This is a genomic window from Arthrobacter sp. Sr33 (assembly GCF_054511195.1).
On the sequence record NZ_JBTNDD010000009.1, the window covers coordinates 104,113 to 117,264 of the forward strand.

The window sequence follows — 13,152 nt, forward strand, 5'->3', positions numbered from 1 at the left end:
CCCGCTAGACTTGGAGCGTGAATATTTCGCTCGCCCAACAGCCCTCCGCCGACTCTTTCGCTGACTTCCGGACCATCGATCTGCGAGGCAGTGCCCTTACCGGCGTGGCTCTCAGCGCAGTGATGCCACGACCGGAAATGGGAGGCTCCGGCGTTGAGGCCCCGGTCGCAGCGATCCTCGCCGATGTGCGGGAACGCGGCCTGGTCGCGCTGACCGAGCTAGCGCTGAGGTTCGACGGGGTCGAGCAGGCCTCTCCGCGGGTTCCGCGGGAGGCCCTGACCAAGGCCCTGGCCGAACTCGCTCCGGATGTACGGCTGGCCCTGGCCGAGTCGATCGATCGTGCCCGCCGCTTCGCCGCCGCGCAGGTTCCCGACGACGTCGAGGTGGAAATCTCCCCGGGCGCCGTCGTGACGCACAAGTGGATAGCGGTCCGCCGCGTGGGCCTCTATGTTCCGGGCGGATTGGCTGTCTACCCGTCCTCTGTAGTGATGAATGTGGTGCCGGCACAGGCGGCCGGAGTCGAATCGATTGCTCTCGCCTCCCCGCCACAGAAGGAATTCGGAGGGCTCCCGCACCCGGTCATTCTCGCGGCGGCCGAGATGTTGGGCATTACCGAGGTGTACGCCATCGGCGGCGCGCAGGCCATCGCAGCATTTGCCTATGGGGTGGACGGCGGCGAGGGCGACGACGCTATCGACCGGGTGGACGTGGTGACGGGTCCGGGCAACATTTATGTCGCGACCGCCAAGCGGCTGCTCAAGGGGACCGTCGGGATTGATTCCGAGGCTGGCACCACTGAGATCGCCATACTGGCTGACAACACCGCGGATCCGCGGCTGATTGCTGCAGACCTGATCAGCCAGGCCGAACACGACCCCAACGCTGCGTCGGTTCTGATCACCGACTCCGAAGACCTTGCCGCTCGTGTCCGGGGCCACCTGTCGGCGCAGATTGCGACCACAAAACACGCCGACCGGGTGCGCGAGGCTCTCGCAGGTCAGCAGTCGGGCACCATCCTGGTGGACGACGTCGAGCACGGCATCGCTGTCTGCGACGCGTATGCGGCAGAGCACCTGGAGATTCAGACCGCCGACGCCGCACTGGTGGCCAGCCGGATTCGTAACGCCGGTGCCGTGTTTGTGGGGGACTACAGCCCGGTGAGCCTGGGCGACTACTGCGCCGGGTCGAACCACGTCCTGCCCACCGGCGGGACCGCATCCTTCGCTTCAGGCCTGAACGTCACTACCTTCCTGAAGGCGGTGCAGCTGATCAACTACAACCGGTCGGCTCTCGAGGAAGTGAGCCAGCACATCACCAGCCTGGCCACCGCGGAGGACCTACCAGCCCACGGTGATGCCGTCACCGCCCGGTTCCACTGAAACCACTACATGTAGTAATGACACTGTTGTAGTTTTCCCATATCTAGTTCTAGAATGGTGGTGTTCCACACGGTAGCCCGGCTGCCTGTCCCCACTGATCGAAAGGCGCGGCATGTTTTGTCCCTTCTGCCGTAACGCCGATTCACGGGTGGTCGACAGTCGCCTGGCCGACGATGGTTCGGCAATCCGCCGGCGTCGTCAATGTCCGGAGTGCGGACGGCGATTCACCACCGTTGAGACGACAAGCCTCAGCGTGATCAAACGCTCGGGCGTCGGGGAGCCCTTCAGCCGCAGCAAGGTGATCAACGGTGCACGGAAAGCCTGTCAGGGACGTCCGGTGACCGAAGACGACCTCGCGCTGCTCGCGCAGGAAGTCGAAGAATCGATCCGGGCCAGTGGGGCCGCGGAAATCGATGCCCACGAGGTGGGTCTGGCAATCCTGGGTCCGCTGCAGAAGCTGGATCAGGTCGCCTACCTCCGGTTCGCCAGCGTGTACCGGGGATTCGATTCCCTCGAGGACTTCGAGACGGCTATCGCGAAACTGCGCCGCGAAGCGGGCGAAGCGCCAACTGCGCCGACGGGCACCCAAAGGCCGTTGACCGCGCAGTAACACAAGCTCCGGTGGTGGCTGCGGAGGGGAAGCCGACGCCACCACCGGCACCAACCACTCACAGACCATCGTGGCGTCGTCGACGTTCGCCCGACAACGACGCCGCGATGGTTACGCGTCGGGGACTGCTGCGGCCAGTTTCGCCAGGCGCTTGAAGTGCAGTGCTGCCTGCAGTGCGGCGCCCACGATGCCCGCCTGGTTCCTCAGCTGGGCCGGGATGATGCGGGTGCGCAGGTTCAGTCCGGGCAGGTACTCCTTGCTGCGCTTGGAAATGCCGCCACCGACAATAAACAGCTCCGGTGAGAAGAGGAACTCGACATGCGAAAAGTACCGTTGCAGGCGGACCGAGTACTCGTCCCAGTCAATGCCGTCACGTTCGCGGGCGACTGCTGAGGCCCGGGTTTCGGCGTCGTACCCGTCAATCTCCAGGTGCCCGAGCTCGGCGTTAGGTACCAGCTTCCCGTCAAAGATGAACGCCGAACCGATCCCGGTCCCCAGGGTAATGACCAGAACAGTGCCGTCCACCCCCTTGCCAGCCCCGTACCGCACCTCGGCGAGACCGGCTGCGTCGGCGTCGTTGATGACGTGCACATCGCGGTCCAGCACTTTGCTGAAGAGGCCGTCGACGTCGGTGTCGACCCAGCTCTGGTCCACGTTGGCTGCGGAACGGGCGATACCGTGCTGGATGATGGCCGGGAAGGTGACACCGACCGGCACCTCTGGGCCGGGTGCGCTGGGCCGGGTCGACAACTCAGCGACAATCTGCGCCACGACTTCGGCGACGGCCTCAGGAGTGGAGGGCTGCGGGGTGGGCACGCGGAAGCGCTCCCCAACGATCTCACCTTCGACCAGATCGACGATGCCACCCTTGATGCCGGTGCCGCCGATATCGATGCCGATCACTGTGTTCGGCAGGGACTTGCCGTGCTTCTTCTCGCTGCTCTTGCCCATGGTTCTCCAGGTGTAGGTGGGGGGTCGCCGGCGCGGCGGAGCGCCGCGGGAACCCGGTGGTTAGGGGACGGTAAGGATCTCGGCGCCGCTGTCGGTCACCAAAAGGGTGTGCTCAAACTGGGCGGTGCGCTGGCGGTCCTTGGTCAGGACCGTCCACTCGTCCGGCCACATGTCCCACTCGATGGTTCCGAGGGTGAGCATGGGTTCAATGGTGAAGGTCATGCCCGGTTCGATAATCCGGTTATAGGCCGGGGCGGCATCGTAGTGGGGAATGATCAGCCCGGTGTGGAAGGCTTCGCCGACGCCGTGGCCGGTGAAGTCGCGCACCACTCCATAGCCGAACCGGCGGGCATAGGACTCGATGGTCCGGCCAATGACATTGATTTCCCGGCCTGGAGCCACCGCCCTGATGGCACGGTTCAGCGATTCCTTGGTGCGCTCGACCAGGAGGCGGGATTCGTCGTCGACGTCGCCCACCAGGAACGTGTAGTTGGTGTCGCCGTGGACGCCGTCAAGGTAGGCGGTGATGTCAATGTTCAGGATGTCGCCGTCGCGCAGCACGGTGGTGTCGGGGATGCCGTGACAGATCACTTCATTGAGGGAGGAGCAAAGCGATTTCGGGAATCCGCGGTAGCCCAGGGTCGAGGGGTAGGCGCCGTGGTCCACGAGAAACTGGTGGCCTACCCGATCCAGCTGGTCGGTGGTCACCCCGGGCTCGATGTGGCGGCCAACCTCGACGATGGCCTGTGCGGCCAGCCGGCTCGCACGGCGGATCTTTTCGATGGTTTCGGGAGTCTTGACCTCGGACCCGGTGAAGGGGGCAGGTCCGCTGCGCCCAACATACTCGGGGCGCGGAATACTCACCGGGACCGGTAGTTGGGGACTGACGGTTCCTGGTTCGAGTGTTCCAACGGGTGCACTGACGGATTGCTGAGGCATACTCTTGATCTTATAGGCGCCACGGCGTCCCGCCGAAAGTCACCATCAAGGAGGACCCTCATGGCCGAGTTCTGGTACAACGTGCAAACCCACGAGATCGAGGAGGACGCGCAGTCAGATTGGCGGAAACTGATTGGGCCCTACCCCACACGTGCGGAGGCCGAGCGTGCCCTGGAAAAAGTAGCCCAGCGAAACCAGGCGTGGGATGCCGAGGACGAGCAGTAGCTCCTAGAAGCTGTGCTCCGGCCCGGGGAACGTCCCGTTCCGGACCTCCTCGCCGTACGTCGTCGCAGCCGCTGCGAGCACTGAGCGGACGTCGGCAAACTGTTTGACGAACTTGGGTTGGCGGCCCGTACGAACCCCGGCCATGTCCTGCCATACCAGGACCTGGCCGGTGGTCGAGTTGCCTGCGCCAATCCCAATGGTCGGTACGCGAACGGCGCGGTCGACGGCGGCAGCCACCTCGGCGGGCACCATCTCCATGAGCACACAGAACGCTCCGGCTTCGGCGAGGGCGACGGCGTCGTCAATCAGTTCCTGTGCAGCGTCCCCACGGCCCTGGACCCGGTACCCGCCCAAGGCATGCTCGCTCTGAGGGGTGAACCCGATATGGGCCATGACGGGGATACCGGCGGTCGTCAGGGCACGGACGGTGTCGGCGTAGTGGCGGCCGCCCTCCATCTTGACGGCATGAACCCCTCCCTCTTTCATCAGGCGGACCGACGATTCGATGGCCTGCGCGGGGGAGATTTCGTAGCTGCCGAAGGGCAGGTCACAGACCACCAACGCCCGGGAGGCACCGTTGATGACGGCACGCGAGAAGATGATCATCTCATCGACGGTGATCGGCAGGGTGGTGGTGTAGCCCAACACGTTGTTGGCGGCAGAGTCGCCGACGAGCAGCACCTCGATGCCGGCGTCGTCGAAGATCTCCGCGGCGTACTGGTCATAGGCAGTGAGCATGGCGAAGCGGCGTCCATCATTTTTCGCCTGCTGCAGGTGATGAGTGCGGATCCGGGCCGGAGTCCGCGGCTGCGACGCGGCCGGTGCGGCCCCGGCGTCGGCATCGCGGGCACCCGTGCCGTAGGGCGCTGGAATCTCTGCTGAAGTCATATGTCGAGCCTACTTCAGAAGCCCGGGTGGCACGCGGGCTTAACAATGCGTGAGTATCAGTAGAGTGAACTGGTGGACCGACACTCATGATGACACCCGGGACACACACCGACAGCATGAAAGAGGGTAGCTATGGACCGGCAGCAGGAATTTGTACTGCGTACCATCGAGGAACGCGATGTGCGGTTTGTGCGGCTGTGGTTCACCGACGTTGTGGGTTCCCTGAAGTCGGTGGCATTGGCTCCGGCCGAGGTGGAGGGCGCATTCGAGGAGGGCCTGGGGTTCGACGGTTCGTCCATTGAAGGGCTGGCCCGCGTCTTCGAGTCCGACATGCTGGCACAGCCTGATCCTTCGACCTTCCAGATCCTGCCGTGGCGTGGAGAGAAAGAACCCACATCGCGGATGTTTTGCGACATTCTCACCCCCGATGGCATGCCGTCCACCGCCGATCCGCGCGGCGTCCTGAAAAGGACGCTCGCGAAAGCCGCCGACATGGGTTTCACCTGCTACACCCACCCCGAGATTGAGTTCTACCTGCTCAAATCCGATGAGCTGGGACCCGATGGACAGCCTGTGCCCGTGGACCAGGCCGGCTACTTCGACCATGTTCCCGGTGGCGTGGCGCAGGACTTCCGGCGCACCGCCGTCGCGATGCTCGAATCGGTGGGCATCTCGGTGGAGTTCAGTCACCACGAGGCCGGTCCCGGCCAGAACGAAATCGATCTGCGCTACGCCGACGCGCTGCAGACCGCCGACAACATCATGACCTTCAGAACCATCATCAAGGAGGTGGCGCTGACCCAGGACAGCTATGCCACCTTCATGCCGAAGCCGTTCTCCGACCACCCCGGCTCCGGGATGCACACCCACTTCTCCCTGTTCGAGGGCGACGCCAACGCGTTCTACGAAGCGGGCGCCGAGTTTCAGCTGTCCAAGACAGCACGCCAGTTCATTGCCGGCATCCTCAAGCATGCACCGGAATTCACTGCCGTCACCAACCAGTTCGTGAACTCCTACAAGCGCCTCTGGGGCGGGGGAGAGGCCCCAAGCTACCTCTCCTGGGGCCACAACAACCGGTCAGCCCTGGTCCGCGTTCCCCTGTACAAGCCCAACAAGGGCCAGTCAGCCCGCATCGAATATCGCGGCATCGATTCGGCCAGCAATCCGTACCTCGCCTACTCGGTGCTGCTCGGTGCGGGTCTGAAGGGTATCGAGGAAGGTTACGAGCTGCCACCGGGTGCCGAGGACGACGTCTGGAGTCTGACCGCCACCGAACGGCGCGCCATGGGCCACGACCCGTTGCCAGCGAGCCTGCATGACGCCATCCGGGTCATGGAGGACTCGGAACTCGTGGCGGGAATCCTGGGCGAGCAGGTCTACGAGAACTTCCTGCGGAACAAGCGGGCCGAATGGCATGATTACCGCATCCAGGTCACGCCATACGAGCTGCGCCGTAACCTCGGGATCCTCTAAACTGGCGCCCGCCATGAGCCTCAACCGCCAACTCATCAGCCGGGGTTTCACCGACCTCGAAAAAAGCTCCCGCTTTCTGGACGCGCCCGAATTGCGGGACATTCCGGAGGCAGCGCTGTTCGGCGGGTTGGCGCGCTCAGCCAACCCCGATCTGGCGCTGCAATCCCTGGTCCGGCTCCTGGCGGTACAACCTGATCTTGCGGCCGTGGTGGCCGACGGCGGTGTGGGCAGCGAACCGCTGTTCAGGTTGCTCGGCGCCTCGGAGGCCCTTGCCGAATTCCTGATGCGGCGACCCGAGCACCTGGACACCGTCAAGGTCAGCCCTAGCCGGAATCCCGGCGGGGTGTCAGCGGAACTGTTGCGGTCTTCGCTGCTCGAGTCGGTCGGCGCCGATCCGTCGTCGGGCACCCCCGTCGCGGCCGGGGGTGGCAAGGAATCGTACGCGCTGCTGCGGGCACGCTACCGCCGTCACCTGGTGGAACTGGCGGTCAGGGACCTGTGCTCGGCGTCGCCGGTGGACTATCTGCCGACCGTCGGCAAGGAGCTGGCCGATCTGGCAGCCGCCGCGGTTGAGGCAGCGCTGGCTGTTGCACGGGCGGAACTGGCTGACAGCTTCTCGGCCGCTGACATAGCATCGGTGCGCCTCGCGGTAATGGGGATGGGCAAGTGTGGTGCGGGAGAGCTGAACTACATTTCCGACGTCGACGTCATCTACGTGATTGAGGCACCAGACCTCGCCGAGGAGCTTGCCGTCCGGATTGGGACGTCGCTGGCCTCCGGAATTTCCCGGGCTATTACGTCAAGCGGGATTGAGCCCGGGCTGTGGGAGGTGGACGCCAACCTGCGGCCCGAGGGGCGCGAAGGCCCACTGGTGAGGACCCTCGATTCCCACCTGTCCTACTACGCCCGGTGGGCCCAGAGTTGGGAGTTCCAGGCACTGCTGAAGGCCCGGACCATCGCTGGCGACGCCGATCTGGGGCGTCGCTACGAGGAGTCAGTCGCGCCGCTGGTCTGGAACTCCTCGGAGCGTGAAGGCTTCGTCGACTCGGTGCAGGCCATGCGCCGCCGGGTCACCGACAACATCCCGTCCCATGAGGCGGAGCGTCAGCTCAAGCTCGGCCCCGGCGGCCTCCGGGACGTCGAATTCACCGTCCAGCTGCTCCAGCTGGTGCATGGCAAGGCCGACGAGTCGATCCGGATCCGTGACACGACCTCGGCCATCGCCGCGCTCAGCGCCGCAGGCTATATCGGTAGGACCGACGCCAGGGCGTTCGACGAGTCGTACCGCTACCTGCGGGTGCTCGAGCACCGGATCCAGCTCGTCAATATGCGCCGCACGCACCTGATGCCCGAGGACGACGCGTCGCGACGGGCCCTCGCCATGTCATCCCAGGGCGCCCAAAGCACCACCCGCCCGGCCGCGGCAGCCCTGATTGAACAGTGGCAGCAGACCAAGCGCCTCGTGCGGGGCCTGCACGAGAACATCTTTTACCGTCCGCTGCTGAACACTGCCGCGAATCTCAGCATCGACGAGGTCAAGCTGACCCCCGAGGCAGCCCGGGCGCGGCTCGCCGCCCTGGGCTACCTGGACCCCAAAGTCGCGATGCGTCACATCGAGGCACTCACCTCGGGTCTGAGCCGGCGGTCGGCGCTGCAACGCAACCTGCTGCCGGTCCTCCTCGGCTGGCTGGCCGATGGGGTGGACCCCGACGCGGGCCTGCTGGCCTTCCGGCGGCTCAGCGAGGGCCTCGGCCAGACCCACTGGTACCTTGGCATGCTCCGTGATTCCAAGGCGGCTGCTGAACGGCTATGCCACATCCTCTCCAGTAGCCGGTTCATCGCCGACCTGCTGGAAGTGTCACCGGAATCCACCAAGTGGCTCGGCAACGACAAGGACCTGATCCCGGTCGGGTTTGAAGCCCAGTGGACAGAAATCCAGTCAAAAATGTCCCGGCACCCCGAACCCCGCGAAGCGATGCGGCTGATCCGGTTGATCCGCCGCCGGGAACTGCTTCGCATCGCCATCGCCGACAGCTCAGGGCTGCTGGATCAGGCCGCGGTAGGGGCCGCCTTGTCCGCGACTGACCGGGCAGCGATCCTCGGCGCGCTGCATGTCGCAGAGGGTGCTGTCTTAGCGAACGAGGAGCCGCTGACCGACGTCGTCGTCGTGGCAATGGGGCGGCAGGGTGGCCGTGAGATCACCTACGGGTCGGACGCCGACGTGATGTACGTGCACCGTGCCCGTCAGGGGGCGAGCGAGGCGGCGGCTCAGGGGCAGGCGGAGCGGATCGTCAGCCAACTGTCGGCGCTGCTGCAGCAGCCCTGCTCTCCGGCAATCCAGGCGGAGCGGGTCCTGGAAATCGACGCCGACCTGCGCCCCGAGGGGAAACAGGGTCCGATGGTGCGGTCGCTCGAGTCCTTCCGCGAGTATTACCGGCGGTGGTCGCTGGTCTGGGAGTCGCAGGCCCTGCTGCGTGCCCTGCCCATCGCAGGAAGCGATGACCTCGCCGCAGCATTCACCGGACTGATCGACCCCATCCGCTACCCGGAGACCATCTCGGGCCAGGGGGTGCGGGAGATTCGCCGGATCAAGGCCCGGATGGAATCGGAGCGGCTGCCGCGGGGAGCCGACCCGTCGCGGCACCTGAAGCTCGGTAGGGGAGGGCTGAGCGACGTCGAGTGGCTGGTGCAGCTGCTGCAACTTCAGCACGCTCACGCGAATGATGCCCTGAAGACCACCTCGACCCTTGCGGCAATGGACGCGATCGAGGCTGCCGAGCTACTGTCCGCTTCCGACGTGCTCACGCTGCGTCAAAGCTGGTGCCTCTCGAGCCGGGTGCGGGCCGCGAACGTGATCTGGAGCGGCAAGGCATCAGACCTGTTGCCGTCGTCGCGCCGTGACCTGGAGGCGGTGGCCCGCTGGTGTGGTTACGGCCCCGGGATGGGTGCGTTACTGGAAGAGGACTACCTGCGGCTCACCCGTCGCAGCCGGGCCATCTTCGAGCGGTCCTTCTACGGCTACTGAGGCACTTTTCTGGTCCGGTTCCGGGTCCTGCCGACGGGAGTTACCCATCCAGCCGACGGAGTTCACTAGAAATTCAAGCCAGTTGTCAACTATGGTTGACATCATGGAGGTGGAACGCATGAAAACGCTCGTCGGATCGCTCGACGACGGCGGACCGGTCAACCGGTTGCAAGCCGTCAGCGAACTGCGTCAGGAAGTTGGCCGGGCCGAGACAGTGGCCGTCCGGCAGGCACGTCAGGCGGGGCTGTCCTGGGAGGCTATCGCCCAGGCACTCGGGGTCACCCGTCAGGCCGTGCACAAGAGGTACGGGAAGCGCTAGACCTTCGTACCCACGACACGGTCCAGGATTCACGGCGGCAGCTTGCGCAGTTCCATCAGCATCAGCCGGTACCTTTTGGTATCAGGAAAGAACCTTCAGGAAGGATGCTCGTGATGATGGACCACAGTGCAATGACGCAATCTGGTGTTCGATCACTGCTCGCCGCGGTCGGAGCAATCGGTATCGAAGCTGCCACGAAGGTCAGCACAGCGGTGCGGGACGCCGTCATGGTGCTCACATCTCTCGATGAAGCGTCCTACTGAATCGCCGCAGCTTTAGCGCAAAAAGAAGACCCGCACGGTGATCCGTGCGGGTCTTCTGCCATCTAGAGACTAGACGCCGTAGTAGAGCTCGAACTCGTAAGGGTTCGGGCGCAGTGACAGCGGGATGATCTCGAATTCGCGCTTGTACTCGATCCAGGTGTCGATGAGGTCCTGGGTGAAGACGCCGCCGGCCTGCAGGAACTCGTTGTCGGCCTCAAGGGCGAGCAGAGCTTCCTCCAGTGAACCCGGAGCCTTCTGGATGTCCTTGGCTTCCTCAGCGGGGAGCTCGTACAGGTCCTTGTCGATCGGATCAGCAGGCTCGATCCGGTTCTTGATGCCGTCAAGGCCAGCCATCAGCTGGGCTGCGAAGGCCAGGTACGGGTTGGACGAGGGGTCCGGCGCACGGAACTCGATGCGCTTTGCCTTCGGGTTGGAGCCCGTGATCGGGATTCGGATACCAGCCGAGCGGTTGCCCTGCGAGTACACCATGTTCACCGGTGCTTCGAAGCCCTTGACCAGGCGACGGTAGGAGTTCACCGTCGGGTTGGTGAATGCCAGTACCGCCGAGGCGTGCTTCAGCAGGCCGCCAATGTACCAGCGGGCCATGTCGGAGAGTCCCGCGTAGCCGCGCTCGTCGTAGAACAATGGCTCGCCGGCGCTCCACAGCGACTGGTGGCAGTGCATGCCCGAACCGTTGTCACCGAAGACAGGCTTCGGCATGAACGTTGCCGATTTGCCCCACGCATCGGAAACGTTCTTGACGATGTACTTGAACTTCTGCAGGTCATCAGCAGCATGCGTCATGGTGGTGAACTTGTAGTTGATCTCAGCCTGGCCCGCGCCACCTACCTCGTGGTGGGACCGCTCAACCTCGAGGCCGGCGTTGTCCAGTTCGACGCAGATCGCGTCGCGGAGGTCAGCCTGCTTGTCGACAGGAGAGACAGGGAAGTAGCCGCCCTTGAACGGGGTCTTGTTGCCAAGGTTCCCGCCCTCTTCCTCGCGGCCGCTGTTCCAGGGAGCCTCAATCGAGTCAACCTTGTAGAAGCTGCCCTGGGGCAGGGACTCGTACTGCACGTTGTCAAAGATGTAGAACTCGGCTTCCGGGGCGAAGAACGCGGTGTCCGCAATGCCGGTTGAGCTCAGATAAGCCTCAGCGCGTTCTGCCACGCCGCGAGGGTCACGGTGGTAAGGATCGCCGGTCCGAGGGTTCACAATCGAGAAGCTCAGCGCGAGCGTCTTCTCCATCCGGAAGGGATCAATGAACGCAGTCGTGGGGTCCGGTATCAGCTGCATGTCCGACTCGGCGATTCCCTGGAAGCCGCGGATCGATGACCCGTCAAACAGCTGCCCGTTCACAAAGAAGTCTGCATCGACTGTCTTCGCAGGAACGTTGAAGTGCTGCTGCACTCCGGGAAGGTCGGTGAATCGGACGTCGACAAACTTCACGTCTTCGTCAGCGATGAACTTGAGGACTTCGTCCGCATTCTTGAACATCGTTTATGCTCCTAACGCATGTGGGGGATAACGACCGGGCGCAGATCAGTGGCATTGAGCGCCGCCGCCGCAATGATTACAACTGTACGAGTTGGCAGTTTCCCACTGGTGTCGCAATTGTTTCCGGCACGTTACTTAATGGCTGGTCTGGACTAAAGGCTCTTTCAGCCTAGCCTGATTTGGCGCTGCGGGTCCGATGAGGCGTCTGGATGACGACGACGGCGACGCGCAGCCCCGCGGTGTGAACGCGTTAAGATTAAGGGGTGGTAGACAGAAACGACATCGGCTCATGGCTCGGCGGAACCCCCTCCGACAGTTCCACCGACTGGCCGGGCAAGGGGATGGGGCGTCCCAAAACCGGTCCCGCATCAATCGCCCGTCCCGGCCGCAGGGTCGGCGCACTGCTCATTGACTGGGCGCTGGCGTCGCTGATCTCCTACGGTTTCTTCGACTACAACAGTTTTGCCACCCTGGGAATTTTCGCCCTCACCCAGGTCCTGCTCGTAGGGTTCTTTGGCTACAGCATCGGGCATCGAATCATGGGCATGCAGGTTCAGACGCTCACGGGACGCCCGGCCGGGTACGGCAAGGCGCTGGTCCGGACCCTCCTGATCTGCCTGGTGATCCCGGCCGTCATCGTGGACCGCGACCAGCGCGGAGTCCACGACCGTGCAGTCCAAACAGTTCTGGTCAGGATCTGACCAGAACTCCTCACCGCATCAGGGGACAGCGCGGCTTCCTAGGCTGACCCGGATAAACACTGACTTCAAACGAAGGACACCGAATGATCGAGATCCTGAACAAGGCCGAACTGAGCCGGGCGAAAGACGCCGGAGCGTTGGTCGCCAACATCCTGCAGACGATGAAGAGCCGGGCGAGAGTCGGCACCAACCTGTTGGACATCGACAACTGGGCGAAGACGATGATTGCCGACGCCGGTGCCGAATCCTGCTATGTGGACTACGCGCCGTCGTTCGGACGCGGGCCGTTTGGTCACTACATCTGCACCGCGGTCAACGACGCTGTGCTTCACGGATTGCCCCACGATTACGCTCTCGCGGACGGGGACCTGCTGACCCTCGACCTCGCCGTATCAAAGAACGGCATTGCCGCTGATTCGGCGATCAGCTTCATCGTCGGCGAGGCTCAGCCCACGGAGAGCGTGGAGATGATCAGGGCCACCGAACGTGCCCTGAAGGCAGGCATAGCCGCAGCGGGTCCCGGTGTGAAGATTGGCGACATTTCCTACGCAATAGGTCGGGTCCTTACCGATGCGGGGTATCCGATCAACACCGAATTTGGTGGACACGGCATCGGTTCGACGATGCACCAGGATCCACATGTACCCAATATGGGTCGGCCAGGACGTGGCTATGTGCTCCGGCCCGGGCTGCTGCTCGCGTTGGAGCCGTGGGTCATGGTGGACACTGCGACCCTCGTCACCGACCCTGATGGATGGACGCTGCGGAGCGCCACCGGCTGCCGGACGGCCCACAGCGAACACACCATCGCCATCACTGACGACGGCGCCGAAATCCTTACGCTACCCAACTAAAAGGGCCGACCTCGCTTCGGTGAGAAACACT

13 protein-coding genes are annotated in these 13,152 nt (G+C 64.0%); 9 read left to right on the forward strand and 4 right to left on the reverse strand.

The features are described from left to right. The first annotated feature begins 17 nt into the window (after positions 1 to 17). Entirely contained in the window at positions 18 to 1,379 is a 1,362-nt protein-coding gene (hisD, locus tag ACX80T_RS12870) for a histidinol dehydrogenase (RefSeq protein ID WP_116778125.1), read from the forward strand. Positions 1,380 to 1,491: 112 nt separating this feature from the next. Next, positions 1,492 to 1,989, forward strand: a complete 498-nt coding sequence (nrdR, locus tag ACX80T_RS12875; protein WP_019481308.1) for a transcriptional regulator NrdR — start codon at positions 1,492 to 1,494, stop codon at positions 1,987 to 1,989. 111 nt (positions 1,990 to 2,100) lie between these two features. Here the strand turns inward: nrdR and ppgK are convergent, their stop codons facing one another. After that, entirely contained in the window at positions 2,101 to 2,940 is an 840-nt protein-coding gene (gene ppgK, locus ACX80T_RS12880; RefSeq protein ID WP_019481307.1) for a polyphosphate--glucose phosphotransferase, read from the reverse strand. A gap of 60 nt (positions 2,941 to 3,000) precedes the next feature. Continuing rightward, entirely contained in the window at positions 3,001 to 3,879 is an 879-nt protein-coding gene (map, locus tag ACX80T_RS12885) for a type I methionyl aminopeptidase (RefSeq protein ID WP_024477357.1), read from the reverse strand. A gap of 60 nt (positions 3,880 to 3,939) precedes the next feature. On the opposite strand from map (ACX80T_RS12885), the gene ACX80T_RS12890 reads away from it, so the two are divergent. Next, the gene (locus tag ACX80T_RS12890; RefSeq protein WP_019481305.1) at positions 3,940 to 4,104 is read left to right on the forward strand and encodes an SPOR domain-containing protein; all 165 of its coding nucleotides are present in this window, start codon (positions 3,940 to 3,942) and stop codon (positions 4,102 to 4,104) included. Between the two features lie 3 nt (positions 4,105 to 4,107). On the opposite strand, the gene panB is transcribed toward ACX80T_RS12890, so the two are convergent. Then, positions 4,108 to 4,992, reverse strand: a complete 885-nt coding sequence (gene panB / locus ACX80T_RS12895; RefSeq protein WP_116778124.1) for a 3-methyl-2-oxobutanoate hydroxymethyltransferase — start codon at positions 4,990 to 4,992, stop codon at positions 4,108 to 4,110. A gap of 132 nt (positions 4,993 to 5,124) precedes the next feature. On the opposite strand from panB, the gene glnA (ACX80T_RS12900) reads away from it, so the two are divergent. From glnA (ACX80T_RS12900) to ACX80T_RS12915, 4 genes are all read left to right on the forward strand, one after another. Continuing rightward, a complete protein-coding gene (gene glnA / locus ACX80T_RS12900; RefSeq protein ID WP_024477355.1) occupies positions 5,125 to 6,465 on the forward strand; it encodes a type I glutamate--ammonia ligase in 1,341 nt (446 codons plus the stop codon). Positions 6,466 to 6,478: 13 nt separating this feature from the next. Beyond that, the gene (locus ACX80T_RS12905; RefSeq protein ID WP_459304612.1) at positions 6,479 to 9,490 is read left to right on the forward strand and encodes a bifunctional [glutamine synthetase] adenylyltransferase/[glutamine synthetase]-adenylyl-L-tyrosine phosphorylase; all 3,012 of its coding nucleotides are present in this window, start codon (positions 6,479 to 6,481) and stop codon (positions 9,488 to 9,490) included. 118 nt (positions 9,491 to 9,608) lie between these two features. Then, positions 9,609 to 9,809: an AsnC family protein gene (locus ACX80T_RS12910; RefSeq protein WP_237742172.1), complete on the forward strand. Its 201-nt coding sequence runs from the start codon at positions 9,609 to 9,611 to the stop codon at positions 9,807 to 9,809. Between the two features lie 131 nt (positions 9,810 to 9,940). Further along, on the forward strand, positions 9,941 to 10,072 hold the full coding sequence (locus tag ACX80T_RS12915) for a hypothetical protein (RefSeq protein ID WP_279325259.1): 132 nt from the start codon (positions 9,941 to 9,943) through the stop codon (positions 10,070 to 10,072). Positions 10,073 to 10,141: 69 nt separating this feature from the next. Here ACX80T_RS12915 and glnA (ACX80T_RS12920) read toward each other — a convergent pair whose 3' ends face one another. Beyond that, the gene (gene glnA, locus ACX80T_RS12920; RefSeq protein ID WP_019483252.1) at positions 10,142 to 11,566 is read right to left on the reverse strand and encodes a type I glutamate--ammonia ligase; all 1,425 of its coding nucleotides are present in this window, start codon (positions 11,564 to 11,566) and stop codon (positions 10,142 to 10,144) included. 263 nt (positions 11,567 to 11,829) lie between these two features. Here glnA (ACX80T_RS12920) and ACX80T_RS12925 point away from each other — a divergent pair, with 263 nt between their 5' ends. After that, entirely contained in the window at positions 11,830 to 12,267 is a 438-nt protein-coding gene (locus ACX80T_RS12925) for an RDD family protein (RefSeq protein ID WP_019483251.1), read from the forward strand. 83 nt (positions 12,268 to 12,350) lie between these two features. Next, positions 12,351 to 13,121 (forward strand): type I methionyl aminopeptidase, encoded by a 771-nt coding sequence (gene map, locus ACX80T_RS12930; protein WP_024477352.1) that lies wholly within the window; start codon positions 12,351 to 12,353, stop codon positions 13,119 to 13,121. Positions 13,122 to 13,152: the final 31 nt, after the last annotated feature.